Here is a 25,667-nt window from a genome sequence, read left to right on the forward strand (position 1 = left end):
TACGACCGACCAGTGGCGTTCGGCGTGACACCGTCACGAACCGAACCCGCGTCCGGTCGAGAGTGCACACGCCACATCAGGAGTGGCCATGGACAACGAGGGGACACCATGCGCGCGAAGGAGCGACGGATCACGACGAGCGTGCTCGTCATCGGCACCGGAGGGGCCGGCCTGCGGGCCGCGATCGAACTGGCCGAGCACGGGGTGGACGTGCTGGCGGTCGGCAAACGGCCCCGCCTGGACGCGCACACGTCCCTCGCGGCCGGCGGCATCAACGCCGCTCTCGGCACGATGGACCCGGCCGACAGCTGGCAGCAACACGCAGCCGACACCATCAAGGAGAGCTACTACCTCGCCGACCCGCGTACCGTCGAGGTCGTCACCCGCGGCGCCGAGCAGGCCATCGGCGACCTCGTCCGCTTCGGCATGCAGTTCGCCCGCGAGGACGACGGCCGGATCTCGCAGCGCTTCTTCGGCGCCCACAAGTACCGACGGACCGCATTCGCAGGGGACTACACCGGCCTGGAGATCCAGCGAGCGCTCATCGGCCGGGCCGAACAGCTGCAGATCCCGATCCTGGACGGCCTGTACGTCACCCGCATCCTGACCGACGACAACACCGTGTCCGGTGCGTACGGCTTCGACCTCGTCGACGGAACCCGGTACCTCATCCACGCCGACGCCGTGATCCTGGCCGCCGGCGGGCACACCAGGATCTGGAGGCGTACCTCCTCGCGACGCGACGAGAACACCGGCGACTCCTTCCGGCTCGCCGTCGACGCAGGCGCACGGTTGCGCGATGCCGAACTGGTGCAGTTCCACCCCTCAGGCATCCTCGAGCCGGAGGACGCGGCCGGCACGCTGGTCTCAGAGGCGGCTCGCGGAGAGGGCGGGGTGCTACGCAACGCGCTCGGCGAACGGTACATGGAGCGCTACGACCCCGAGCGGATGGAGCTCTCCACGCGTGACCGAGTCGCGCTCGCGGGGTTCACCGAGATCAAGGAGGGCCGCGGTACGCCGCACGGCGGGGTGTGGCTCGACGTCTCCCACCTCCCCCGCGAGACCATCATGACCCGCCTCCCCCGGGTCCACCAGCAGATGCTCGAGCTGCAGATGCTCGACATCACCGCCGAGCCGATGGAGGTCGCACCGACCGCCCACTACTCGATGGGCGGAGTCTGGGTGCGCCACGAAGACCACGGCACCGACGTCGAGGGCCTCTACGCCATCGGCGAGGCCGCCAGCGGGCTTCATGGAGCCAACCGGCTCGGCGGTAACTCGCTGGTCGAGCTGCTGGTCTACGGCCGGATCGTCGGGCAGGCCGCCGCTGCGTACTCGGCCGGTCTGGTGGTCCACCGGCGCTCGCACGAAGCCGAGGGCCAGGCGCGCGAGGAGATCCTTGGGCTGCTGGCCGAGGACGGCCACGAGAACGTACGCGCCCTGCAGCGGGCCGTGCGCAACACCATGACCGAGCATGCGGGCGTGGTCCGCGACGAGACCGGGCTGAAGCAGGGATTGCAGAGCATCAGCGAGATCGAGGGCCGGGCGGCGTCACTCGGCATCCACCCCGACATCGCAGGGTTCGCCGACCTCGCCCACGCCTTCGACCTCAAGGCCTCGCTACTGGCCGCGCGGGCGACCCTGGAGTCGGCGCTCGAACGGCGCGAGACCCGCGGCTGCCACAACCGCAGCGACTACCCGGCGACCGACCCAGCCTTCCAGGTCAACCTGGTCTGGTCGCCTGCCGACGGCGTCGTCCGTGAGCCGATCGCCGCCGTGCCCGAGGAGATCTCCCAGCTGATCGTCGAAGTCTCCAGCATGGGCAAGCTGGTGGAATGACCGCGGAGTGACGATGACCACGACGACACCCCGCGAACGGACCGCCACCTCGGACATCAGGACCTTACATTTCCAGCTGCACCCGCTGCGGTACGCAGAGACGTACGGTCGCTTCGGCCACCGGGTGGTCCCGAACCTCTGGGCTGCGCTCTTCGCAGCCATCTCCGCGGCCTGCCTCGTGGTCCTGGCGATCACCGGCATCCTGCTGACGGTGGCCTACGACCCCTCGGTCGAGCCAGTCATCTACCAAGGCAGCTACGCCCCGCTACGAGGTGTGGAGGTCTCCCGAGCGTACGACTCGATGCTCCACTACTCACTCGAGGTCAACGGCGGGCTGCTCGTCCGGCAGTCGCATCACTGGGCGGCTCTCGTCCTACCAGCATCGCTGATGCTGCAGATCGGAACCGCGTTCTTCACCGGCGCGTTCCGGCGGCCGCGACGGCTGGCGTGGGTGCTGCTGGTGGCGACCTTCCTCCTCGCCCTCGGCGCCGGCTGGAGCGGCTACGGGCTCCCCGACGATGCACTCTCCGGCACCGGGCTGCGGATCTTCGAGGGCATTTTGGTCGGGACGCCGTTCCTCGGCAGCTGGCTGACCCTGCTGATCTTCGGCGGTGAGTTCCCCAGCGACGTGGTGCCGCACCTGTACTGGCTCCACGTCGTGGGGATACCCGTGCTGCTCGCGATCGTGCTGTCCCTTCGGCTGCGTCTCGCCCGGCGTATCCGACCTGCTCAGCTCCCCGGCCGCGGGCGCACGGCGACCAACCTCGTCGGCCTGCCCGGGCCCGCCGTCGCGGCCCGAACAGTCGGGATGTTCCTTCTCACCTGCGGTCTGCTGGTGACCATGGGTGGACTGCTCACCGTCTCTCCGATCTGGCGCTATGGCCCGGCGAACCCGGCCAGTGCCTCGACCGGCAGCCAGCCCGACTGGTACACCGCCTGGCTCGACGGGTCGCTCCGGCTCGTGCCACCCGACTGGGACTTCTCATGGCTGGGCCGCACCTGGGCACTCTCGGTGCTGGTCCCCGAGCTGGTCGCCGTGGCGTTCCTCGGTGCGCTGACGCTCTATCCGATGATCGAGGAGCGGGTCACCGGCGACCGAGCTGTGCACCACATTCTCGACCGGCCGCGGGACCGCCCTCGGCGAACCGGCCTGGGCGTTGCCGGGATCGTCTTCTTCGGGATCCTGTGGCTCTCGGCGAGCACGGACATCATCGCCACGATCTTCCACGTCAGCTTCGAGACCCAGGTGTACGCACTCCGGACTGCTCTCGTCCTGGGGCCCGTCGTCGCCTACGTGGTCACGGTTGCGATGTGCCGCGAGCTCCGGGCACGCCAGCGCGAGACCGTCCTGCGCGGCTACGAGACCGGCCGGGTCATGCGGGCGACCGACGGGGGCTACACCGAGGCCCACGCACCGTTGAGCCCGGACGTACGAGCCTCGGTGGCCGCCTCTGCCGGCCTGATCCGGCGTGCCGAAGACGAGGAGCAGCCATGAGCCTCGACCTGACCCTCTGTCCCGACTGCGGCGCGCCTGCCGAGGTGGAGTGGCGCGCCGTCATGGAGAGCACCGACGGGCCAGTCGAGCATGCCCGGGTGCGGTGCCTTCGCGGGCACTGGTACCTGCTGCCCGTGGCATCGCTCGCCGGGCCGGGCTGCCGGCTCGCGCAGAGCCCCACCAGTTTCCGGGAGTAGCGCCTGCTCTCGGTGGGCGTGCCCTCGTGCACGTCATCTGCCCATCGCAAGTCCATCGTCAGTGTCAAGGAGACCCTCATGTCCGCCAACCCGCACCACATCTCGCTCGAGCCTGCTGCGCAGGCCTTCGTCGAGGCAACCGCCGACCCGCCGTACCTCTACCAGCTCTCGCCCGAGGAGGGCCGCAAGGCCGTAGACGGCGTGCAGTCCGAACCGATCGACAAGCCGGCGGTCGACGAGGAGTGGGTCGAGATCGCCGGGGGCCCGACCGGCACCGTCAAGATTCGCATCGTCAAGCCGTTCGGCGCCGTCGGTGAGTTGCCGGTGGTGGTCTACCTGCACGGCGCCGGGTGGGTCTTCGGCGATGCGCACACCCACGACCGGCTGGTTCGCGACCTCGCCGTCGGCGCCGAGGCCGCCATTGTCTTCGTCGAGTACGACCGCTCCCCCGAGGCCCGCTACCCGCACGCCATCGAGCAGGCCTACGCCACCGCGAGGTGGATCACGACCGACGGCGCCTCGAAAGGCCTCGACAGCACCCGGATGGCCGTCGCCGGCGACTCGGTCGGCGGCAACATGACGATCGCGCTGACCCTGCTGGCCAAGGAACGTGGCGACGTCAGCTTCGCCGGCCAGGTGCTGTTCTACCCCGTCACCGACGCGGCGTTCGACACCGGGAGCTACCACCAGTTCGCCGAAGGCTACTTCCTGGCCCGCGAGGGCATGAAGTGGTTCTGGGACCAGTACACGACCTCCCAGTCCGACCGCGCCCAGATCACGGCCTCACCGCTGCGCGCCACCACCGAACAGCTCACCGGGCTGCCCCCGGCGCTGGTCATCACCGCTGAGGCCGACGTCCTGCGGGACGAGGGCGAAGCTTACGCCGCAAATCTCCGCGCCGCCGGCGTACCGGTCACCGCAGTGCGCTACCAGGGCATCGTGCACGACTTCGTCATGGTCAACTCTCTCCACGAGACGTACGCCGCCCGAGCCGCGATCGCGCAGGCGGTCGCCTTCCTCACCGATGCCATCAGATGACGACGACACCGGATCAGACCCGACGGCCGGTACGGGCACCCATCGACACCCTCGAGAGCCTCCGAACCCACCTGCAGTGGGCGATCGAGCTCGAGCACTCCACGATCCCGCCCTACCTGTGCGCGACGTACTCGCTCGATGCCGAGCGCAACCCCGCAGCGGTCGAAGTCCTGGCCAGCGTCTTCATGGAGGAGATGCTGCACCTGACCCTCGCCGCGAATCTGCTGAACGCGGTCGGAGGCCGGCCCGTCCTCGACGCGCCGCAACTGATGGAGTCCTTTCCACGGACGGTGCCGCACGGCGACGGCTCCTTCGCCCTCGAGCTGCTGCCGTTCGGCCCGCAGGCGATCGAGCGTTTCCTCGAGCTCGAGAAACCGGCACCGCGAGGTGCCCCCGCAGAGGGCGATCACTACGCGACGATCGGGCAGTTCTACGAGGCGATCGAGGCGGGCATCCAGGACCTGTGCGAGCGCCTCGGCGAGGCGACGGTCTTCTCCGGAGACCCGGCGCGACAGGTTGACGCCGCCCAGCCCTACCCGGGCAGCGGCGCCATCGTCGCGGTCACGGACCTGGCCTCCGCGCTCGACGCGCTGCGGGAGATCGTGGAGCAGGGCGAGGGTGCCGGACACCAGGAGGTGTGGGACGGCGACCACGACATGTTCCATCCAGACCGCGACGAGGTCGGCCACTACTTCCGGATCGAGGAGCTCCGCCTCGGCCGGAGGTACCGGCGGGGCGACACACCCCTCTCCGGGCCGAGTGGCCCGCCGATCGAAGTCGACTGGACCGGCGTACGCCCGATGCAGGCCAACCCGACGGCGGCGGAGACGGACACACCCGTCCGCGACGCCCAGGACGACTTCAACCTCCTCTATAGCGACCTGCTCGGCGCACTCGATCGCACCTTCAACGGCCGGCCGAACACGCTCGGCGCGAGTGTGAAGCAGATGCACGGGCTCAAGGCGCAGGCGCAGGCGCTCATGGAGATGCCGATCGGCGATGGGTCGCTCACGGCCGGCCCGACATTCGCCTACATCGCGCCGGCCGATCGCGGCTGAGGTCTGCCCCAGCGAAGCCCGTCACTTGCTCCTCCCCTCGGTTATAGTCAGGGCCGGAGGGGGAGCTAGTGGCACCTGCGGATTCGAGCGGCTTGCTGGGGCGCCGAGAAGAGTGCCGTGTGCTGGACGAACTCGTGTCGAGCGTCAGGGCCGGTCGTAGCGCAAGCATGGTTCTCCGCGGGGAAGCGGGGATCGGGAAGACCGAGCTGCTGCAGTACCTTCTCGAGCATTCATCGGGATGCAGGACGCTGACCGCTACCGGCATCCAGTCGGAGATGGAACTCTCTTATGCCGGCCTCCACCAGCTGTGCGGACCCTTGCTCACGGAGCTGCATCGCCTTCCCGAGCCCCAGGCGAACGCACTCGCCACGGCATTTGGCCTGCGTACGGGCGACGTCCCAGACCGATTCCTGGTCGGCCTCGCCACGCTGAGTCTGCTTGCTGCCGCCGCGGAGAAGCAGCCTCTGGTCTGCATCGTCGACGACGCGCAGTGGATGGACCAGGCTTCGGCGCTCACCCTCGCCTTTGTCGCACGCCGGCTGCTCGCAGAATCTGTTCTGATCGTCTTCGCCGTCCGTCACGAGGCACTCGACGAGATTCTCGCCGGCCTCCCGGAGCTGACGGTCGCCGGCCTCTCCAGGAGCGCAGCACGTCAGTTGCTCGACTCCGTCGTTCCCGGACGCTTGGACAACGCCGTGCGCGACCGCATCCTGGCCGAGGCCCGTGGCAACCCGCTGGCCATCCTCGAGCTGCCCTACGGGTTGACGGCGGTCGAGCTCGCCGAAGGATTCGGGGAAGTAGACGCGCGGCCCCTGCGGGGCCAGATCGAGCAAGGATTCCACCGCCGCGTGGAATCTCTTCCAGAGGACACTCGGCGGATCCTCGTCACCGCGGCCGCAGATCCGGTGGGCGACGCCGCCTTGCTGCGAAGTGCCGCCGAGCGCCTCGGAGTCGATCTCCACACTGCACTGTCGCAGGGCGACGCAGCGGAACTGGTCGACGTCGGCACGCACGTACGGTTTCGGCACCCGCTCGTGCGTTCGGCGATCTATCGAACCGCCCCTGTGGCTGACCGCCTGGAGGCGCATCGGGTGCTTGCAGAGTCGACCGATGCGGACGTCGATCCGGATCGCCGAGCTTGGCATCGTGCCCAGGCTTCGCCTGGCCCGGACGAAGACGTGGCCATCGAGTTGGAACGATCCGCGGCGCGGGCTCAGGCACGCGGCGGAGTTGCGGCGATGGCCGCCTTCCTGGAGACGGCGTCGGCACTGACCCCCGATCCCGCAACGCGATCGCAGCGCGCGCTGGATGCAGCGCAAGCCAAGATCCGCGCCGGAGCTTTCGAGCAGGCAGCCGCTCTTCTGGAGATCGCGGAGTCCGGCCCGAACGACGAGTACAGGCGCGCACGAACGAACCTGCTCAACGCCCAGATCGCGTTGGCCTATGGACGTGGTAGCGAAGCCACTCCCCTGCTGCTCTCCGCTGCCCGGCAGTTCGAACGGTTCGACGTCGTGCTGGCCCGTGAGACCTACCTCGAGGCTGTGTCAGCCGCGATCTTCGCCGGAAACCTGGCACACGACCCCAGCGGGCGCGACGTCGGCATGGCAGCACGCGCCGCGCCGCTCTCGCGGGGACCGCTCGCTCCTGACATGCTGTTGGACGCTCTTGCAACACGTCTCGCTGATGGCTACGCAGTCTCGATGCGGAGCGTTTCGGCAGTCCTCAAGATCCTCAGCGAGGAAGACACCTCCGCTCAGCAATCGCAGCGCTGGTTGCTGCTCGCAGGGATCCTCGCTGCTGACCTCTGGGACCTCGGACGCTGGCACGACGTCGCGGCGCGACACGTCGCCATCACCCGCGACACCGGTGCACTCAGCGAGCTTCCTCTTGCCCTCGACTCATGCGCTGTCACGCACGTCTTCGCCGGGGAGCTGGCGACCGCGTCGTCACTCGTCGACGAGGTGGCGACGGTGAGTGCGGCCATCGGGGCCAACCAACCGCCATTCGGCATGCTCGCGCTCGCCGCCATTCGCGGCCGCGAAAGCGAGGCACGTGCGCTCATCGAGGGGACCGTCCAGGGTGCGACAGCGCTGGGCCAGGGACTCGGCGTCACGGTCGCGCGATACCACCACGCGGTGCTCTGCAACGGTCTTGCGCAGTACGAGGAGGCGGCTTCTGCAGCCCGAGCGGCCGGCGCGCAGCCGCAGGACTACGGCGCACCTCGATGGGCGTTGGCCGAACTGGTCGAGGCGTCTGCACGAACGGGTGCAACACATGTGGCCAACGAGGCGCTCGAGGAACTGATTGCTGCGACCCAGACCAGCGGTACGGAATGGGCGCTCGGTGTCGAAGCGACCTCCCGCGCGCTCCTCAGCAAGGGGCCGCTTGCCGAAGACCTCTACCGAGAAGGGATCGAGAGGCTTTCGCGGACCGACGTCAGGGTCGGTTTGGCGCGCACGCACCTCTTGTACGGTGAGTGGCTGCACCGCGAGGATCGCCGCCGGGATGCCCGCGCACAACTCGGCAAAGCATACGAGCTGCTGACGCAGTTCGGCGCGGAAGCATTCGCTGAACGCGCTCGTCGCGAGCTCAAGGCCACGGGGGCTACGATTCGCAGACGGTCTGCGGTCAGTCGAACCGACCTCACCGCTCAGGAGGAGCAGATCGCTCGCTTGGCAGCCGACGGCCTCACCAACCCCGAGATCGGTGCCCGGCTCTTCCTCAGCCCTCACACGATCGATTGGCACCTCCGCAAGGTCTACTCCAAGCTCGGCATCTCCTCGCGCAGAGAGATCGTTACCGCGCTTCCCGAGACGACGTCGACTTCGGCCTAGCCTCCACCAGCAGCTGCCCTGCGACGGGGGATGACCACGGCCGGATGAGCAGTGCTCGGTCACAATCGCCATGGCTGCGCGGTCGATTCGACAACCGTCAGCCAGAGAAAGGGGCCACAGATGTCCCTCACCATCCGGTCGAAGCGCCGCGTCCCCTCCGCGTGCCCGCTGCTCACCCGCCCGTCGGTGCCCGAACGTGCGGACGCGAATGGAGAGCACCGCGTTGCGTAGCGCGGAAGAGGCTCGGCTGCATCAGCACGTCGACCGGATCGCGCTGGCCCACCCACCCATCGACGTCGCGTCGGTCGACTTCACCGTTCGCGATCCGGCCGCGCTCCGTAGCCGCTACGGCCCGGTCCTTGCGTACATGGCGCGCGTAGAGATCGAAGTCGAGCGCAACGTGCTCGAGCTCGAGACGCTGATCCCTGACCCTCCCGAGATCGACCGGCACTTCTACCGGGACGTGTGGGGCCCGCAGGAAGAACGGCACGGGCAGATCCTCGATCAGCTCCACCGCCACCTCGGTGGCATCGCCGAACCGGCCGACCTGACATCGGTCAGTGTGAAGCTCCAGGTGCTGGGAGCTCTCGGTCACCTCGAATCCATGCAGGACATCAGCCGCATGCTGTACTACCTGACCGGCATGGTCACCGAACGCTCCGCGGTCCTGGCCTACAACCTCCTCCACGACGGAGTGCTCGAGCTCGGCGAGGACGCGGTCGCCCACAGCGTCCTGGCACCGATTCGACGCCAGGAACCCGGCCACTACGCCTTCTATCTGATGTCTGCGCGCGGCCTGTGGACCGAGCTGTCGCCGTGGCAGCGGTGGCTGACCCGCCGAATGCGTAGCCAGTCCTTCTCGCCGGTGGGCGTGAACAACGATGTGCAGCGAGCACGGTTCGGCGACGTGATGGCGCGACTCGGGATCGACCGCGACCTCGACGGATTCGCTGCCCAGATCATCCGCGCCGAGCGTGACCTCCTCTGGGCCCGGGACCACGGGCTGCCGGTGCCGCGGTACGTCACCCGGGCATTTCGTGAGGCTGTCGCCCTGGCGCACGCAGCAGGCGAGAACAAGGCCGACGATGGCTAGCGGCCGCTGACCCGCGTGACAAGCACTCCGGTGGCACGCGCACCGACGGCGCCGAGCTGTCACGCCGTGAACCTCTCGGCGGTCAGAGATGCAGCGCCGACTCGACAAGAAGTGCGGTCCCGACAAGTGAGGTGTTCACCATGAAGGTCGTCGACCCGTGCGCCGGGTGATGTGCGCGCGCCCGGTGGACGAGGCCAACCGAACCGCAACCCCGCTGGAACTGCTGTTCGACCTCACTTTCGTCGCCGCGGTCGCCCAACTCGCAGCCCGACTCGCGCACGCGACAGTCGACGGCCACGCACCGTCGGCCGTCGGCCCGTTCCTGATGGTCTTCTTCGCCATCTGGTGGGCTTGGATGAACTTCACCTGGTTCGCCTCCGCCTACGACACCGACGACATGACCTACCGGCTCGCGACCTTCGTCCAGATGGCCGGCGTCCTCACTCTCGCCGCCGGCACCGGCCGCGCGTTCGACGAGGGCACCTACACCGCCGTCACCCTCGGGTACGCGATCATGCGGGTCGGACTGCTGGGCCTGTGGATCCGCGCCGCGATCGAGCATCCGGCCGGCCGAGAGACTGCGCTGCGCTACGCCGGAGGCTTGGCCGTGCTGACCGTCCTGTGGCTGGGCCGGCTCGAGCTCGATGGCCGAGTCGCGGTGGCGACGTTCCTGGCGCTAGCCGTCCTCGAGCTCCTGGTGCCTGTCTGGGCCGAGCGGCGCGGTCCGACCAGCTGGCACCCCCACCACATCGCCGAGCGCTACGCGCTGTTCACCATCATCCTGCTCGGCGAGAGTGTGTTCGCCGGCACGACTGCGGTGGTCGCTGTGGTCGAGGACTCCGCAAGCCCAGCACTGCTCGCCGTGTCGGCGGCCAGCCTCGTGATCGTCGCAGGTCTGTGGTGGCTGTACTTCGCCGTCCCGGCTGGTGCAGGCCTCGAGGGGCGACGGCAGTGGTCATTCGTGTGGGGGTACGGTCACTACCTTCCTTTCGCTGCCCTCGCCGCGCTCGGGGCAGGATTGGAGGTCGCTGTCTCTGCCAGCGTCGGGCACGCTGGCCATCTCAGCGTCCACGGTGCCGTGGCCGCGGTCGGAATCCCGGTCGCCGTGGTCATCGTGATGGTCGAGGTCCTCCGCGTGCCCGCAGGGACGGCACGATTCCGTCCGTCGACGGTCGTGGCACTTCTGGCCCTCGCCGCGGTGGTGCTCGTCGCGGATCGGGTCGGTCTCGTCGCCGGCATCTGTCTGGTTGCGCTCACTGTGACGGCCGCGGTCACTGCGGACTCCATGGCGCCGACGGAACCCAGCGACCGCGGGAAGCGCTGAAGAACCTGGGCTGTGCGCGGCCACCCCGAAGCCACTTCGAAGTCACCTCTGTCGGCACCTGTCGCGCCGTCAGGCGCCATGTGGCATTCCGCCAGCGGAGAGCACGGACCGTGTGGCCGCACCGGCTCCGTGCTAGTCGTCGTCTGTCGGAACGACCTCGCGCAGGTGGAGCAGATCGTGGACATGGAGCTTGGCGTAGACCTGCTGCAGGTGAAACTCGACGGTCTGCACGCTGAGGAAGAGCTCGGCCGCTATCGCCTCGCTGGTGAGGCCGCGGGCCGCGCGCTGCGCGATCTGGAGCTCTTGTGGTGTCAGTGCGGCGACCGAGCCAGCATCGTAGGAGGGCACGGCCCGCCCGGATGATGTGAGTGCTCGTCCGGCTCGGGCGGCGAAGGCGTGCGCATGCATGGCAGTGAAGTCGCGGTGTGCGGTGAGGAGTTCATCCTCGGCGTCCGTGCTGCGCCCAGGCCGCTGCAGCAGCCATTCGCCGTAGAGCAGATGGGTGCGCGCCACCTGAATCTCGATCCCCGCCCGGGAGAGATCGTGTCGGGCTTGCTGGAACTTCTCCTCGGCCTGGCGGCCGCCGGCGACGAGGGCCTCGCAGCGGGCTTGGATACCGTGGGCCCAGGCGGTGCCGGCGGGCCGGGTGTGCTCGGCCAACTGACGGAGCGAGGCCGTGGCCGCGGCTCGATCGCCGACTCGGGCCGCCGCCTCGACGTGCTCGGCCAGCGACCAGCCGGTGAAGTTGAACTGGTCGTACTCGAATCCGTCCCGGGTCGCGTCCATGGCGAGGTCGAAGCGGCTCAGCCCGTTGTAGAGAACTCCCGAGGCGTAGCCCCCGACGCCGCGGAGCGAGATCTCCCCGTGCAGCATCCCGCCGTCTCGGCCTTCATCGAGCATGCGCAGCACGTGGGCTTCCTCACCGCGCCAAGCTGCAAGGATGAGGGCCGCGTCGGTATAGGGCGCTGCTCCGGTCGCTGCGCTGATGGAGTCGGCTTCGGCCACGAGTGCGGCCGCGGTGGCGACCTTGCCACGATGCAGGTGTGCGCCGGCCGAGCACATGAGCTCCGCAGGCAGGATGCTCAGGTCGCCGACGACGCGGGCAAGGCGGGTCGCCCGACTGGACAGTCGCGCCCACGCTGCGAAGTCCCACAGGTGGTGGACGAAGGTCTGCTGCGCCAGCGGAGCCAGCATGAGCCACCGGCTGGTGGCGTCGTCGCCCAGAGGGGTCTCGGCTGCGAAGGGGGCCAACGCGCGGCGTACGGCCCCGACGCCGTCGTGGGGGAAGTCGGCGAGAAGGGTCGACAGCCCCTCGAGGAGGAGGTCGGTCGGCGTCACCGTCCGGCCGACGACGTGATGCCGCGCTGAGGCCGCGACCGCGTGTGCTCCGCCCTGACCCTGGACGCGTCCGGCGAGCGCCGTTGCGCTCAGCGCCTCCAGGTAGGTCTGCCGGGCAGCAGACTGCACGGTGGCGGCCATGGCGCTACCAGGGGCGGCTTCCACGGCGGCGAGCTGCTCGGCCGCGTGCACCAGCAGGAGAGCCGCGGCCTCGGGAGCGCTGCGGAGTGCGAGGAGCGCGCGAGCGCGCACGCGTGCGAGGCGTGCCTGCTCGGTGTCCTCGAGCCGGCACGTGGTGGCGACCGCGATCAGACCGGCCGCCTCGTCGAGTGCGTTGGCGGAAAGGTGCGCTTCCGCTGCCGCGAGCGCCCGGGGGCCTCGTCGGAACGAGTCCGGGGTCATCGCGGTGGCGTGCGTGAGCAGGCGTGCAGCGCCACCCGGGTCACCGCGACGCCGGGCACGTTCGGCGGATTCCTCGAGCGCGGCGGCGATCTCTTCGTCGGGGCCGGTGGCGGCGCAAGCGGCGTGCCATGTCCGGTGATCCGCGTCCTGCGATGGTTCGCTGACACGCGACAGTGCGGCGTGTGCTGTACGGCGGTGGCGTGGACCGGCGCGGGCATAGACCGCCGAGGCTGCCAGCGGGTGGGCGAACCGCAGCTCGCTGTTTGGGATAACGAGGCCCGCGGCTTCGGCCGGGCCCAGGTCCCACGGCAGGTCGAGCTCAGCCGCGGCTCGCCGAAGGAGGGCTGGGGTGGCCGCCTGGTCAGTCGAGGCCAGCAGAACCAGCATCCGCGCTGCGGTCGGCAATGTCTCCCATCGGAGCGCGTACTGCTCCCACACTCGGTTCAAGCAAGGAGATTCGGGACGAGTGTCGTTGCGAACGAGTTGCTCGGGCACCCACGGGCGGGCGCTCGCGATCGCCTCGGTGCGAGCGAACAGCGGCTCGAGGAGCTGTCCCACGGAGGCGGCGCCGGTGTCGCTGTCAGTCTGGACCTGGGGAAGGTCGAGGAAAGGGAACGCACCTGCGGGTTCATGGACCGCGAAGGCGATCGTGATGGGTTCTGCCAGAACGCTGCACGCGGCGAGTGCAATCACGTGAAGTGAGGCGTCGTCGACCTCCTCGGCGTTCTCGACGAGCACCAGCACGGCATCGCTGGCGGCGCGTGGTGTGAGCAAGGTGAGGACGGCGAGGCCGAGGTGGACCGGGTTCGGAGTGGGGTTGTTCGCAGCCGGTTCGATCACGTGCTGGAGGACGTCGCGCTGAGCCTGCGGAAGGTCGCCGAACCTGGTGAGCAGCGGAGCACACACTCGACGCAGGCCTGCGAAGGCGACGTTCCGGTCGGGCGGCGTACCGTGGACGCGAATCACGGTTGTGCCTCGAGCCGCACGTCTCTCGAGCTCGTGGATCAACCCGGCCAGGTGCCTCTGTGATGTGCTTCGAAGCACCCAGCCCGCGGCGCGGTGGCCGGTCACGGGTGAGTCCGGCTCCGAGCGCCAGCGCGTTCCCACCGGCTCAGGCAGCGTCCGTCACGGCGGAGGCGGCGAGCGCCTCGAGGATCATCTCAGCGACCTCGTCGGGACATGAGACCGCGATTGCGTGCGAGGCGCCCTCGATCTCGCGGACACCGCGCGCATCGGCACGAGTGGCCAGGTCGCGCTGTACGGCGACTGGGATGTTGCGGTCCAGCCCGGCAAGGACGAACCAGGACGGCACGGTCCGCCATGCAGGGGTGCTGGTCGGCAATCCCTCGCGTAGGGCGTACTCGGTGACAGGCCGCTGGGTGCGGGCCATCTTCCCGGCGACGGGGAGGGGAAGGTCCGCGGCGAACTGGCCCGGGTATGCGTCGAGGCGGATCGCAAGCTCGTTGCCGCCGGTGCTGACCGGGTAGGCGCTGAGCGCCTCGCCGAGGGTGCTGCCCGGGTGGAGCGTGGAGATCTGGAAGGCGCTCTCGCCGGAGTCGGGTGCAAACGCAGCGACGTAGACGAGCCCGATGACGTTGGGGTTGTCGGCACCGGCCTCGGTGATCACCATGCCGCCGTAGGAGTGGCCGACCAGTAGCACGGGACCGTCGAGGCCGCCGATCACGTCGCGGAGGTAGGCGGCGTCGCCGGCGACACTGCGAAGCGGGTTGGCTGCGGCGACGACGTCGACACCGGCGCCGTGCAGGCGCTCGATGACGCCGTTCCAGCTCGCGGATTCGGCGAACGCGCCGTGCACGAGGACGACTGTCGGGGCTTTGTCGTTCATGACGATCTCCTGTCAGGTAGTGCGTGCTCATGGTGGCTCCGGGTAAGGGCGGGCCTGCAAGAGATGACCGGACGGCGGCCTGCGGCGTGACAACGGACGCTGAATCGACCTGAGCTGGTCCTCAGGCCCCACCGCACGCTCGTGCGGGCCCTCGACCCAGCGCTCATGCGACCCGCCACCATCCGGTCCGTGTGTGGTCCGCTGTGTGACAGTCACGCCGACATGGGCTGTCTGGTCGGTGGACCATGAGCAGAATCATTGAAACTCCGCGCCTCGAGCTGCGCCCCTGGACAACTGAGGACCTCGAAGGCGCCCGGTCGATATACGCCGCACCTGCAGTGACCCGATGGCTGCCTTCAGCCACCGTGGTCGGGCCCCCAGACGACTTGAAGACGCTGTTGGCCACGTGGGTCGCCGCCGACAGCGCGAGCCCAGGGTGTCTGGGGCACTGGGCTGTGACCCTGCGCTCGAGCCCCGAGGTCGTGGGCGGATTGTCGCTGCAGCCGGCTCCGCACGCGAGCGAGAGCGTGGCGGTCGCGTGGGCGCTCGCTCCTGACGCATGGGGGAATGGGTACGCCACCGAGGCCGCCAACGCGTTGGTCCGGTGGGCGATGCACGAGGGCGGCGTCATGGAGGTGTTCGCAATCGTCGATCCCGGAAACGCGCGCGCGCTCGAAACCGCCGTGCGGATCGGCATGGAGTGGGTCACCGACCTCAACCAGCCGACAGGAAGGCATTACCGGGTCTACAGGATCAGGCACGGTGACCTGGACTGGGAAGGCTGAATCGGCGACCTGTCCACCGTCTCAGGCCGGCCCCGTCCGACGCTGGGTCGGGCACATCGCTACGGGCGTGCTGAGCCCGCCCCGGCCCTGGTCCGTGGTCTCCATGGTGACCACGGAATGACTACGGACCTTCCGTGGCGCGGACCGTCACCGGGGCGGCGGAGGGTGAGCACATCTCAGCCTCAAGTCGACCACGAACTGGAGACCAGGATGTCCACACCCAGCCCGAAGATGACCCAGACCGAGCCCTGCGAGGGTGTCACCACGGAACTCGACCATGCATTGCGTGCCTTCTTATCGCAGCGGGTGAGGCTGTTCGGCATCGCACTTCGTATCGTCGGCGACCCTTCGCTCGCCGAGGACGTGGTCCAGGAGGCGTGGCTGCGGTGGCAGCGCACGGACCGAGGGAAGATCAGGAACCCGGCAGCCTTCCTGACCACGACCACGACCCGGCTGGCGATCAACGTGGTCCAGTCGGCTCGGCATCGCCACGAGATGCCCATGGACGCCCCGGAGACGGCGAGGAGTGACCTCGGCGAAGACCCTACCTTCCGGGTCGAACAAGCTGTGGCGGTCGAGGAAACCCTGCGTGTGCTGACGGCGCGGCTGAGCCCGGCCGAGCTCGCGGCGTACGTTCTGCGCAAAGGGTTCGACTACCCCTACGACGAGATAGCACACCTGCTACGGACCACCGCGACGAATGCGCGCCAGTTGGCACGTCGCGCGCAGCAACGGCTCGAGGCCGGTGCGGACCAACCCGTCGCTGCAGATCTCCACCGGCGTCTGACCGACGCGTTCTTGGTGGCCGTCCGCCTGGGCGATGTGTCGCCCCTGGCCGACCTTCTCGCTCAACATGCGGCCTTCACGATCCAGCGGAACCGCCGTCGGACATGCCTGCCATCTGAGTCCGCCCTGCCCCGGTCCGCCTGAACAGAGGAGCACAGTCATGAACAACGAGCCCATCCCGCTGCATGTCGAGATCGACCTGGAGATCACCGAGGTCGAGGCGAGCGCCGACCTCGAGGGGAACGACGAACCGGAGCGCGCCCCCTACGAGATCCGGCTGCACAGTCTTCACGACGCCGCGGTGGCGGTCGAGAGGACCGACTTGGACACTGCGGTGTCTGGCGTCGAGGTGACGGTGGAGGTCACGGCCGTCCCGGAGAAGTCCCCGTTGGAGTCCTCGGCGAGGTTTCCCACCGAGTCCTCGGAGGCTTGAGGACCCGAGGGGTGCAGCCTCTCGGAGAACACTATTCGCGGAAGTCGATGCTGCGGTGCGTGCCGTCGCACAGTGGTTTGTTCCCCGAGTGTCCGCACCGGCACAGCATGACCCTGTTGCGGATCTCCCACGGTTGTCCATCCGCGCGGAGAATGGGGATGCCGCCCGTGACCCACAAGGCACTGGCCAGGCCGTGCTCTTCCTCGATCACCGAGACCGCCATCGGCAGGTCGGGCTCGATCGCTTCTGCGTCAGGTTCGAGAGCGTACGTGTAGGAGCCCGAGGGGCATCGGTCGACCATCCACATGACGTGGGCACGGGCGTCAGAGTCGGTGGTGTCGGGCAGCCAGTCGTCGAGCTGCTTGGTCCGCCCGACACAGAACGCGGCGTGCATGCACAGGCTTCCGACGCGGCGTATCGAAATACCTTCGCCTTCTTGACGCCACATCCGGTCGGTGTAGCTGCCGGTCTTGGCGGTCTCGGTGCCGTCGAAGCTGGTTCGGGCGTGGGAACCGTCGCAGAACGGCTTCGCACCCGACCGGCCGCACCGGCACAGGGCGTAGATCTCCTCGGTGGGGATCGTCTCGGTGCGGTGCCAGTCGAGGGAGTCGTCGTTCTCCGGGGCGACGACCTTCACCTTCCGCTGGAGGGGGATCTGGCCGTGCACCAAGTACGGACCGTCGGGCAGGACCTCGATGAGGCGGGAGTCTTCGCTGCGCAATCGCCGGTCGGCGGGGATGACGTACTCGAACGTCGGGCCGGAGCCGATTTCGAACAACGCGAGTGCTTGGGCGCGCAGTCCGTACATCTCGCCGGTCGCCACCGACAGCAGCCGGGGACTACCGTTGAAGGCGCGCTCGAGGAGGTGGAGCAGTGCGGAGTAGGTGTGGTTGAACTCTTCCTGCGCGACCCGCACGGCGCTGCCGGGCGGATGGTCGGCGGTGCGTGGGTTGCTCGGCATGGTGTGGATGCCGTCCCAGTCGATGTGGACCGGGTCGCCGGTGGGCCCGGTGGCGGGCGTATCGCCCCGCCGGAATCGCCGGCCGGTCTTCAGTTCGACGAAGCGGTAGTAGTGGCCGACCTCGTCTCGCTCGGGGTGGAACATGTCGTGATCGCCGTCCCACACGTCGTGGTGCGCTGCGCCTTCGCCTTGTTCGACGATCTCGTCGAGTGCCTGGAGCGCGCTGGGGAGGTCGGTGACGGCGATGATCCGGCCGGCGCCGCCGTAGAACTGTTCGTCCGTGGCTTGTCGGGCTGGTTTCCCGGTGAAGACGGCTGCCTCCCCGAGACGGCTGCAGAGGGTCAGCAGGCCGGAGCGGATAGCGGCGTAGAACTGCCCGATGGTCTCGTAGCTGTCGCTCTCGGCGGGCGCGTCAACTGCCGAGGGCTGTTCGATTCGCAGGAACAGCTCCAGTGCCTCTGGTCCGAACGACCCGAGCGACACCGCGACGGAGCGGTCGCCGTGCGGGAGCGTTGTGGGGTACCCGCGCAACATCCGCGGCGTGTCGATGAGCGGCGCGCCGCCGACGGCGTTGAGCAGGTTTGCGGCGAGGGTGAGGTGGAGCATCTCCTCGACGAAGACGCTGGTGACGACTTCGACCACTTCGGGATTTCGGGCCGGATCGAGCGAGTACAGGGCGCACAAGTACGGCGGGAGCGTGGAATGCTCCAGCTCAATGGCCCACTGGAGATGTTCACGTAGGTCATCGACGGTCTCGATGGGAGAGATGTTGGGCATACCGATGTGACCGAGCTGGAGCCGGGCACGTGACACTCTCCCTGACCGTTCAACGGCAGCGCCCTCGAGATCTCACGCACAGCAGAACCTCGACGCCCCGGACGCGAGCGTTGCGCACGTCCGGGACGCCGACCTGAGACCTGGTGGTCAGGAAGCCGCCGCTGCTCGCTCGATGATGCGGGCGACAGCGCCGGGGTTCGTCATGAGGCCGACATGTCCGGCGTTGTACTCCGTGACCTTCGACCCGGCGCGCTCGGCCATCGTGCGCTGGACGCTGGCGGGGATGATCACATCCTGGGTGCCGATCAGGCTCCAGGACGGGATCGTCGCCCAGGCAGGTTCGGCCGACGGCTCGTTGAGAGCGGCGAGCGTGGCAGGCCGCTGTGTCGCGTGGACGATGCTCTTGTCGGTGCCGTCCAGCCCGGTGGCGAACGAGGCGAACACGGTGGACCGTTTCAGGTAGACCTCGGTGTCCGGGGTGGGTGGGAGGGTGGCGGGCACGAAGTCGAAGATCGTGGTCGGATCTGCGGACAGCGCGGAGTCAGGTCCGGCGAGCTGGACGACGCTCTCGCCGGCGTCGGGCTGGAACGCGTTGATGTAGACGAGCGCCTCGACGTTCGGAGCACCGGTGGCGGCGTTGGTGATGACGGCCCCGCCGTAGGAGTGCCCGACCAGGACGACGGGGCCAGGGATGGTGTCGAGGAACGCCCGGACCGAGGCGGCGTCGCCGGACAGCGACCGGAGCGGGTTCGGCAGCGCGCGAACCTTGTAGCCGTCGCTGTGCAGCGTGGTGATGACTCGTGTCCAGCTGGCCGCGTCGGCCCAGGAGCCGTGGACCAGGACGACGGTCGGCTTCGCGGCCGGCGCGTGGCTCTCGGGGATGCTGTGCGCCGGGGCAAGGCCAGCGGTCAGGAGTGCGAGCGCCGACAACAGCAGCGCCACGGTGCGCGGGTACGTCGATGTCCGCCGCGACGTTCGAGCGGTGGGGTTTCTCATGTGGATGTCCTTTTCAACAGCGCGGGACAGCTCCGGGTTGCCGGTACACGCCCGGGAAAGGCGTCCGAGAAGGACCGTGGCAGCAGTGTGCTGCCCGGAGAGGAGCCGACAGGGATGTCGACTCCCTGAGTTGACCGAACGCACGCCATGCCCGTGACAACCGCCGCTGTCAGCTGCGCCTGCTCGCGGCACAACGCTCACCTTGAATGAGTCATGTGGAAGTCGCGGACGACGTCGACGATGAGGTCCGTGGTGCGGGCCAGGTAGGTCCGCCCGTCGGGCAACCGTGCGTCCGGGCTGATGTAGCTGTGTGGCCCGACGTGCGAGGAAGGGTCCAGCCAGTGGACGGTGACCTTACCGGCGCGGACAGCCCTGTTCCACGGGCTGGTGCGCCACAGGCGCCATCGCGGCGGGAACAGCCACGTACTGACCGGCTCGATCCGATCGCTTCGACTGGTGATCCGGTGGAAATGGGCGATGCCAGCGAGGTCGTTCGCTCCATTGTGGAACCCACCGATGGCGACGAGCAGGACCGGCGGTGCGAGGAGATCTGCTCGTAGCCGGTCGACCGCGCCCGTCGCGACCTGAGCGCCGCCGCTGTAGCTGAGGAGCACGATGGGGATGCCGCTGCCAGGCCGATAGCCGGCGAGCTGGAGCTGGGCGGCGATCTGGGTACCGACGGCCCTGTTGTAGAAGGGCCGATAGCGCCGGTCGGCTGCGACGAAGATCTGCATCACGTTGTGCAGGAACAGCAGGATCCCGGCGCGGCGACGGATGAACTTCCAGGCCCGTCGGTCGGCGAGCGGATGGCTCAATGGGGAGTACGGCTGTACCTGACCGAGTATCCGGAGCTCGGGTGCGGCATCGATGAGGGCGCGGACAAGCTGGCCACCATCACGGCTGTCGGCGAACCGGCGCTTTCCGATGCCGTCGAGGTAGACCAGGTAGCCATCCGGCGGCCGATCAGGAAGGGCACCGCGGGCGTAGGGCATCCCTTCGGTCAGCGTGGAGGCGGGCGTGCGGAGCCCGATGCTGTAGGTCAGCACCTCGTGGCGCGCAAGGAGGGCTTCGACAACAAGGGCGAGCCCGACGAGAAGGACCCACGGCAGCAGTCCGCTCATGCGACTGCCGCCCGGGTTCGCGGGGTGACGGCCCACGCGACACCCCACCGAATGGCGGTGACTGCGGCGGTGAGGCCGACGCCGGCGACGGCGACGCACATCAGCGCGGGCCACCATCCGATGTCGGACTCGGCGTGGAGGACTTGAGCGAGGCGAATGCCGACGCCGGTGATCAGGAGTGTGTGGAGGAACGGACCGAGGAGCGGGAACGCGAGGATGGCGCTGAGCAGCAGCGGCGCGACCATGCGCGACGTCCACTCGATCGCGACCTCGTCGCCGCCGAGGCGGGCAGCAAGCAGCTCGGATACCCACGGCCAGGAGGTGAAGACCGCGGCTTCGACGAGCGTACCCGTGGCCAGCGAGATGGCGACGAACCACTCGGAGGCACCCGGCCGGCGAGACACCACCGGCAGCAACCGACCGACCGCCTCGGACAGGCCGGCGAGCAGCAGGAGGACGACAACGACCGACATCGGCTCACACCACCGCCTGGAGCTGATGCTCGAGCTCGTCCGCGGCTCGGAGATGCCCGCCGGCGCGGCGTTGCGCCGAGCGGAGTTCGGCGGTGGCGACACGGAACCGGTCCTCGACGAGCACTCGCCGGACCGCGGTCCGGACTACTCCGTCGGCCAGATCGGCCGGTCTGATTGCGATGCCCGCATCGAGGTCGGCGACTCGCGCCGCCACCATGGGCTGGTCGGCTCCCTGGGGGATGACGACGAGGGGGACGCCGTGAAGCAGAGCTTCGTTGACGCTGTTCATCCCGCCATGGGTGACGAAAGCCGCGGCACGCGACAGCACCTCCAACTGAGGGACGGTACGACGGACGATGACGTTCGCCGGGAGGGCGCCGAGCTGGTCGGGGTCGGTCTGCCCGGTCGACACGACGACCGATCCGCCGAGGGGAGCGATCTCGAGTGCGAGGCTCCGCAAGACGGCCGGATCGGCGCCGAAGACGGTGCCGAGTGACAGGTAGAGCACCGGATCCACGAGATGTTCGACAGCGAAGGTGTTGTCGACGGGACGTGCGCCGATGCTGGGGCCGACGAACCGGTAGCTGTGGTCGAACAGGTCGGCGTGCGGCTGGAACTCCGGCGAGGTGAACACCAGGTTGAGAGGCTGGGTCAGGTTGCCGAGATCAACGACGGGGATACCGAGGATGTCGTAGCGCCGCAGCGCCCCTCGAGCTTTGAGGAGATCGCGCAACGCGCCCGGTGCCGTGAAGGCGTCGCGGAGGGCGTGGGCGGCCTCGGTGGGGCTGGGGACGCCGAACCCGAAGGCGAACGTGGTGAACGACGAGACCGCCGGCACGTCGAGCTCGCGAGCAGCCACTGCACCCCACAGGCACGCGGAGTCGTGGACGACCAGGTCGGGTTCGATCTCACAGAGGTCTCGGATGACCCCGGGAAGGAAGTCGACGGCCATGGTTGCCAGGCCGGCGACGAGGCCCAGCGGCGTGGGCGGGTCCGGGAGCGGGTGGTCGGGACCGTCGTAGGGGTGGACGGTGGCGCCTGCGGCGCGGATCTCGTCGGCGAAGGCCGGTGCGGTGTGGTAGCTGACCGTGTGCCCGCGCCGTGCCAGTTCGGCCACCAACGGCAGTGTCGGGTTGACCCGACCATGCATGGAGATGTTGAGGAACGAGATGGTGCTCATCGGGCCCTTTCGGTGGTCGTGTACAGACCGGGACCGTCGATGCGCAGATCGTCCAGGAACCGGCAGGCGGTCTCGTACGCAGTGCGGATGAGCCGCTGTGAGTGGTCGAAGTCCCACGCCGCGGGCCAGGCGTCCACCCCCGTGGGCAGGACCACGGTCGGGACTGCGGTGGCGACTTCGCGCAGGTCGCGTCGTACCTGGTCCTGAAGGCGCAGACGATAGGCGCGGAGCGCGACCGCAGTCGCACTGCGACCGCGCAGGGCGCCGCCGTCCGGGGTCCAAGCGCCAGTGGTCAGGACGAGCACGCTGGCGGCACCTGCCAGTCGGGCTGCGCGCACCGGGACGCAGGAGACGACGCCGCCGTCGACGAGGGTGCGACCGTCACGTTCGACCGGCGGCAGGATGCCGGGGATGGCTGTGCTCGCCAGCAGCGCGGTCGTGAGGTTCCCGTGGTCGAGCGTCACCTCGTCTCCGGTGGCGAGGTCGGTGGCGACCGCTACGAACGGAACGGGGAGCTGCTCGATGCGGGCTGGGACATCGGCGCGCTCGATGAGTCGGCGCAGTCCGCGGTCGCCGCACACGCTGGTTCGGGCCGGGAAGTATCCCACCGGGAACACGTCGCGGCGCGACAGGCCGACCCACACGTCCTGTAGCCGCTGGGCGGCGTCATGCGGGTGTGCCGCTCCGACGGCACCAGTGAGCGCGCCCACGGACGTGCCGACGATGAGGTCGGGGACGAAACCTCGCTGTTCGAGGGCGTAGCCGACGCCGGCGTGAGCGGCTCCCAGGACGCCTCCACCGCTGACGACGACTGCGACCGGCCGGGGAAGGTCATCCAGGCTCGAGCGCGGTGCGCGGGCGACCGCGACTGCGGATCGAGCAGTCGGCGCGAGCATCTCGCTGTGGTTGGCGTCCATGCGCATCACTTTCTGTCGGCCTCGTGGTGGTCATGAGGTTCGACCGATCTGCGTGCCGACGTGTGACAGACGACGGGCACATCGCAAACCGGACGCGGCACACCGAGGAGGCATCGCCCTCCACCAGGGCCATCGCTCCTACGACTCGAGATCGGGATAGGACGCATGCTCGTCACGGGCGTCCCGATGTCCGAGGCGTTGTCAGAGGTCGAAGCCATCGGCGCTCTGCTCGGAGGTGGTCTGGGCTGTCTGGGAGCTCATCGGAACCTTCCAGGAGAACGAAGCGCGATTAATTCAACGGCATTGAATACAACGATGTTGATACCTTGGCGATGTGTCTGTCAAAAGCCCGCGGGGCTCGGAACCACGCAAGCGGGGCCGCAGAGCGCAGGTCTCCCCCGGCGAGAGCCGCGATCGCATCCGTAGAGCCGCGTTGAGCCTGTTCGCGGAGCGCGGGTTCGCTGCGACGACGATCAGGTCGGTAGCACACGAAGCAGACGTCGATCCGGCTCTGGTGATGCACTTCTTCGGCTCCAAGGAGCAGCTGTTCGAGGCGTGCGTCGAGTGGCCCTTCGACCCGGACGAACGAATCGCAGCTGTCGCTGCAGGCGGCCTGGAAGGCGCCGGAGAGCAGCTCGTCAGACTCTTCCTGGAGACTTGGGATGCCGACGAAGGACGCAACCCGATCGTCGCGCTCATGCGAAGCGCCCTGGGGCAGCAGGCCTCGGAGCACATGCTGCGCGACTTTCTCCAAGTTCGCCTGCTCGTGCCGCTGATCCAGGCGTTCGAGATCGAAGATGCCGAGCTGCGAGCCGGTCTCATCGCCTCGCAGCTCCTGGGGCTCGGTGCCGCCAGGTACCTGCTTCGCTTCGATCGGCTCGCCACCCTGCCACCCGATGACGTGATCAGGTGGGTGGCGCCGACGATTCAGCGCTACTTCGCCCACCCGAATCCCAACTGACAGGTAAGGCTTCTCACCCGGACCGGGATCCCGAGCGCTCACGAGGTCGACGAGCCGCGGGGCCCGAGACCGAGGCAGCCTTCTTCAGTCTGCGCGGGAAGGCAAGGCGGCCCTCCAGGCACCGTGCTCTCTCGCGCCAGCGAACTCGCCGGCCGGCTCCTCCTGTACCTCCTACACGCCCGTGACTCCGCCCCTGGCCTGCGTATGTCACATCTGCGCCCCACGCGGGGTCATACGGAGACAGAGGGCCAAGGATGAAGGGAGCTGACATGCGGATCGCAGTGGCCGGCGGAACTGGAGTGCTCGGACGGCACGTCGTGGAGGTGGCGCAGGCGCGCGGCCACGACGCCGTCGTCTTTGCACGCGGGCAGGGTGTGGACCTCGTGGCCGGCACCGGACTGGCCGCAGCGCTAGACGGAGTCGAGGTGGTCGTGGACGTGACCTCGATCCCCACGCAGTCCGCGCGAGAATCGGACACGTTCTACAGGACGGTCACGCGCAACCTCCTCACAGCAGAGACAGCCGCAGGCGTCGCGCACCATCTCGCGCTGTCCATCGTCGGGGCCGTCGAAGCCCCGTACGGCTACTACTCGGGCAAAGCACTTCAGGAACAGCTCGTCTCACAGAGCAAGGTGCCGTGGACGATCCAGCGGGCCACCCAGTTCCACGAGATCGCCGGGCAGATCACCGAACGGTTGAGGCGTGGCCCCTTCCTGATCGTCCCCAAGATGCGCTGCCAACCGGTGTCGGCCCGGGAAGTCGCAGCGCGCCTCATCGACCTCGCCGAGGCCGGCCCCGCCGGACGAGTCCCAGACTTCGGCGGTCCGCAGGACGAGCAGATGGTCGACATGGTGCGGGCTCTCAAGGCCGCGACCGGCATGAAGGGTTGGGTCGTTCCGACACCCCTGCCAGGGGCGGTGGGACGGGCACTGCGCGACGGCACTCTGATCCCTGGCCCTGGCGCAGACCACGGCACCGAGACGTTCGATGCCTGGCTGCGGTCGGGAGCAGCTTCTGACTTCGTCCCTCGGACGCCGTGATGGTGCTGATCGCCTGCCAGACGACTCGAGGCGACCTCGGGTCGCCGCCCCGCTCGGGTGGGTGGCAGAGATGAGAGTGTGGACGAGGTCGCTGGTCATCGTCATGGGCACCCTCACCGGCACGATCGGGCTGTGGGCCGGGTTCTGGCCCAAGTCCTTCTACGAACACGGGCCGGTCCCGTTGCTCGACACGGGTTGGGTGGCGATGCTGCCGCCGTACAACGAGCACCTGGTCCGTGACTACGGCTTCATGAACCTTGCCGTCACCGTGATCTCCGTCGTTGCGGCGATCGTCATGAGCCCGCTGATCGTGCGGACCGCGGCCACTGCAGTGATCGCGTTCGGCCTCCCACACCTGCTCTTCCACTCCCTCCATCTCGAGCACATGAGCACCACAGACGCCATACTTCTCACGGCGACCAACTCATTGCTGACCATCCTCCTGCCCGCGACGGTCTTCGCGATGGCCGGTCAGCTTCATCGAGCGGGGACCCAGCGGTAGTCATCCGCAACCTCACGTAACCCAGGGCGCCTGCAATCTCGGCGCGACACGACCCGGTACCTACGTTTCGCCTGGCATGGGGCAACACCATGCAGGGATCCGGACACCGTTGAGCCCGGGACAGACCAGGACCTCCCCGGCCAGACTGGAGGCAGAGGTTCCTCCCCCGGGTGGCTCGGAAGGGCATGGTGACCCTCGACGCAGCTGCCGCTCCAGGTCGATCAACGTCTGCCGGACCCGGCTTGTCAGGACACGACGAGTGGGTTCTCGT

General features: G+C 68.6%; 22 protein-coding genes. 14 read left to right on the forward strand and 8 right to left on the reverse strand.

Features of this window, described 5'->3' with window-relative positions; translation table 11 throughout:
- Positions 1 to 108 precede the first annotated feature (108 nt).
- The 8 genes from OG984_RS09660 (at position 109) to OG984_RS09695 (ending at position 10,878) form a co-directional block, all read left to right on the forward strand.
- Positions 109 to 1,839 (forward strand): FAD-dependent oxidoreductase, encoded by a 1,731-nt coding sequence (locus OG984_RS09660; protein ID WP_328531374.1) that lies wholly within the window; start codon positions 109 to 111, stop codon positions 1,837 to 1,839.
- Between the two features lie 13 nt (positions 1,840 to 1,852).
- Positions 1,853 to 3,334 (forward strand): cytochrome b, encoded by a 1,482-nt coding sequence (locus tag OG984_RS09665; RefSeq protein ID WP_328531375.1) that lies wholly within the window; start codon positions 1,853 to 1,855, stop codon positions 3,332 to 3,334.
- Positions 3,331 to 3,531 carry a hypothetical protein gene (locus tag OG984_RS09670; protein ID WP_328531376.1) on the forward strand — a complete coding sequence of 67 codons (201 nt, stop codon included), beginning with the start codon at positions 3,331 to 3,333 and terminating at the stop codon, positions 3,529 to 3,531. Before OG984_RS09665 ends, OG984_RS09670 begins: the two co-directional genes overlap by 4 nt.
- Positions 3,532 to 3,609: 78 nt before the next feature.
- Positions 3,610 to 4,569 carry an alpha/beta hydrolase gene (locus OG984_RS09675; protein WP_328531377.1) on the forward strand — a complete coding sequence of 320 codons (960 nt, stop codon included), beginning with the start codon at positions 3,610 to 3,612 and terminating at the stop codon, positions 4,567 to 4,569.
- A complete protein-coding gene (locus tag OG984_RS09680; RefSeq protein WP_328531378.1) occupies positions 4,566 to 5,627 on the forward strand; it encodes a ferritin-like domain-containing protein in 1,062 nt (353 codons plus the stop codon). Before OG984_RS09675 ends, OG984_RS09680 begins: the two co-directional genes overlap by 4 nt.
- Before the next feature lie 68 nt (positions 5,628 to 5,695).
- Positions 5,696 to 8,461, forward strand: a complete 2,766-nt coding sequence (locus OG984_RS09685; RefSeq protein WP_328531379.1) for a helix-turn-helix transcriptional regulator — start codon at positions 5,696 to 5,698, stop codon at positions 8,459 to 8,461.
- 196 nt (positions 8,462 to 8,657) lie between these two features.
- A complete protein-coding gene (locus OG984_RS09690) occupies positions 8,658 to 9,554 on the forward strand; it encodes a GTP-binding protein LepA (RefSeq protein WP_328531380.1) in 897 nt (298 codons plus the stop codon).
- 157 nt (positions 9,555 to 9,711) lie between these two features.
- The gene (locus tag OG984_RS09695; RefSeq protein WP_328531381.1) at positions 9,712 to 10,878 is read left to right on the forward strand and encodes a low temperature requirement protein A; all 1,167 of its coding nucleotides are present in this window, start codon (positions 9,712 to 9,714) and stop codon (positions 10,876 to 10,878) included.
- A 132-nt stretch (positions 10,879 to 11,010) separates the two neighbouring features.
- Here OG984_RS09695 and OG984_RS09700 read toward each other — a convergent pair whose 3' ends face one another.
- Both OG984_RS09700 and OG984_RS09705 read right to left on the reverse strand, forming a co-directional pair.
- Positions 11,011 to 13,584 (reverse strand): LuxR C-terminal-related transcriptional regulator, encoded by a 2,574-nt coding sequence (locus tag OG984_RS09700; RefSeq protein WP_328531382.1) that lies wholly within the window; start codon positions 13,582 to 13,584, stop codon positions 11,011 to 11,013.
- Positions 13,585 to 13,729: 145 nt separating this feature from the next.
- Positions 13,730 to 14,464 carry an alpha/beta fold hydrolase gene (locus OG984_RS09705; RefSeq protein WP_328531383.1) on the reverse strand — a complete coding sequence of 245 codons (735 nt, stop codon included), beginning with the start codon at positions 14,462 to 14,464 and terminating at the stop codon, positions 13,730 to 13,732.
- A 245-nt stretch (positions 14,465 to 14,709) separates the two neighbouring features.
- On the opposite strand from OG984_RS09705, the gene OG984_RS09710 reads away from it, so the two are divergent.
- The 3 genes from OG984_RS09710 (at position 14,710) to OG984_RS09720 (ending at position 16,468) form a co-directional block, all read left to right on the forward strand.
- The gene (locus tag OG984_RS09710; RefSeq protein ID WP_328531384.1) at positions 14,710 to 15,249 is read left to right on the forward strand and encodes a GNAT family N-acetyltransferase; all 540 of its coding nucleotides are present in this window, start codon (positions 14,710 to 14,712) and stop codon (positions 15,247 to 15,249) included.
- 231 nt (positions 15,250 to 15,480) lie between these two features.
- Positions 15,481 to 16,179, forward strand: coding sequence for a sigma factor (locus OG984_RS09715; protein WP_328531385.1), 699 nt, complete (start codon positions 15,481 to 15,483; stop codon positions 16,177 to 16,179).
- Between the two features lie 16 nt (positions 16,180 to 16,195).
- The gene (locus tag OG984_RS09720; RefSeq protein ID WP_328531386.1) at positions 16,196 to 16,468 is read left to right on the forward strand and encodes a hypothetical protein; all 273 of its coding nucleotides are present in this window, start codon (positions 16,196 to 16,198) and stop codon (positions 16,466 to 16,468) included.
- Positions 16,469 to 16,499: 31 nt separating this feature from the next.
- Here the strand turns inward: OG984_RS09720 and OG984_RS09725 are convergent, their stop codons facing one another.
- The 6 genes from OG984_RS09725 to OG984_RS09750 all read right to left on the reverse strand — a co-directional run bounded on the left by OG984_RS09725 (position 16,500) and on the right by OG984_RS09750 (position 22,893).
- Positions 16,500 to 18,206, reverse strand: coding sequence for a ferritin-like domain-containing protein (locus tag OG984_RS09725; RefSeq protein WP_328532344.1), 1,707 nt, complete (start codon positions 18,204 to 18,206; stop codon positions 16,500 to 16,502).
- A 147-nt stretch (positions 18,207 to 18,353) separates the two neighbouring features.
- Positions 18,354 to 19,202, reverse strand: coding sequence for an alpha/beta fold hydrolase (locus OG984_RS09730; protein WP_328531387.1), 849 nt, complete (start codon positions 19,200 to 19,202; stop codon positions 18,354 to 18,356).
- 197 nt (positions 19,203 to 19,399) lie between these two features.
- Positions 19,400 to 20,323 carry a hypothetical protein gene (locus OG984_RS09735; RefSeq protein ID WP_328531388.1) on the reverse strand — a complete coding sequence of 308 codons (924 nt, stop codon included), beginning with the start codon at positions 20,321 to 20,323 and terminating at the stop codon, positions 19,400 to 19,402.
- A complete protein-coding gene (locus tag OG984_RS09740; protein ID WP_328531389.1) occupies positions 20,320 to 20,796 on the reverse strand; it encodes a hypothetical protein in 477 nt (158 codons plus the stop codon). Before OG984_RS09740 ends, OG984_RS09735 begins: the two co-directional genes overlap by 4 nt.
- Before the next feature lie 4 nt (positions 20,797 to 20,800).
- Positions 20,801 to 21,976 (reverse strand): macrolide family glycosyltransferase, encoded by a 1,176-nt coding sequence (locus OG984_RS09745; protein WP_328531390.1) that lies wholly within the window; start codon positions 21,974 to 21,976, stop codon positions 20,801 to 20,803.
- Complete coding sequence (locus OG984_RS09750; RefSeq protein WP_328531391.1) at positions 21,973 to 22,893, reverse strand: patatin-like phospholipase family protein; 921 nt, start codon at positions 22,891 to 22,893, stop codon at positions 21,973 to 21,975. Before OG984_RS09750 ends, OG984_RS09745 begins: the two co-directional genes overlap by 4 nt.
- Positions 22,894 to 23,227: 334 nt before the next feature.
- Between OG984_RS09750 and OG984_RS09755 the strand changes: the two genes are divergently transcribed.
- The 3 genes from OG984_RS09755 to OG984_RS09765 all read left to right on the forward strand — a co-directional run bounded on the left by OG984_RS09755 (position 23,228) and on the right by OG984_RS09765 (position 25,396).
- On the forward strand, positions 23,228 to 23,854 hold the full coding sequence (locus OG984_RS09755; protein ID WP_328531392.1) for a TetR/AcrR family transcriptional regulator: 627 nt from the start codon (positions 23,228 to 23,230) through the stop codon (positions 23,852 to 23,854).
- A 269-nt stretch (positions 23,855 to 24,123) separates the two neighbouring features.
- Complete coding sequence (locus OG984_RS09760) at positions 24,124 to 24,894, forward strand: SDR family oxidoreductase (protein ID WP_328531393.1); 771 nt, start codon at positions 24,124 to 24,126, stop codon at positions 24,892 to 24,894.
- A gap of 70 nt (positions 24,895 to 24,964) precedes the next feature.
- The gene (locus OG984_RS09765; protein WP_328531394.1) at positions 24,965 to 25,396 is read left to right on the forward strand and encodes a hypothetical protein; all 432 of its coding nucleotides are present in this window, start codon (positions 24,965 to 24,967) and stop codon (positions 25,394 to 25,396) included.
- Positions 25,397 to 25,667 lie beyond the last annotated feature (271 nt).

This window comes from Nocardioides sp. NBC_00368 (assembly GCF_036090055.1).
In the GTDB taxonomy this organism is placed as follows: domain Bacteria; phylum Actinomycetota; class Actinomycetes; order Propionibacteriales; family Nocardioidaceae; genus Nocardioides.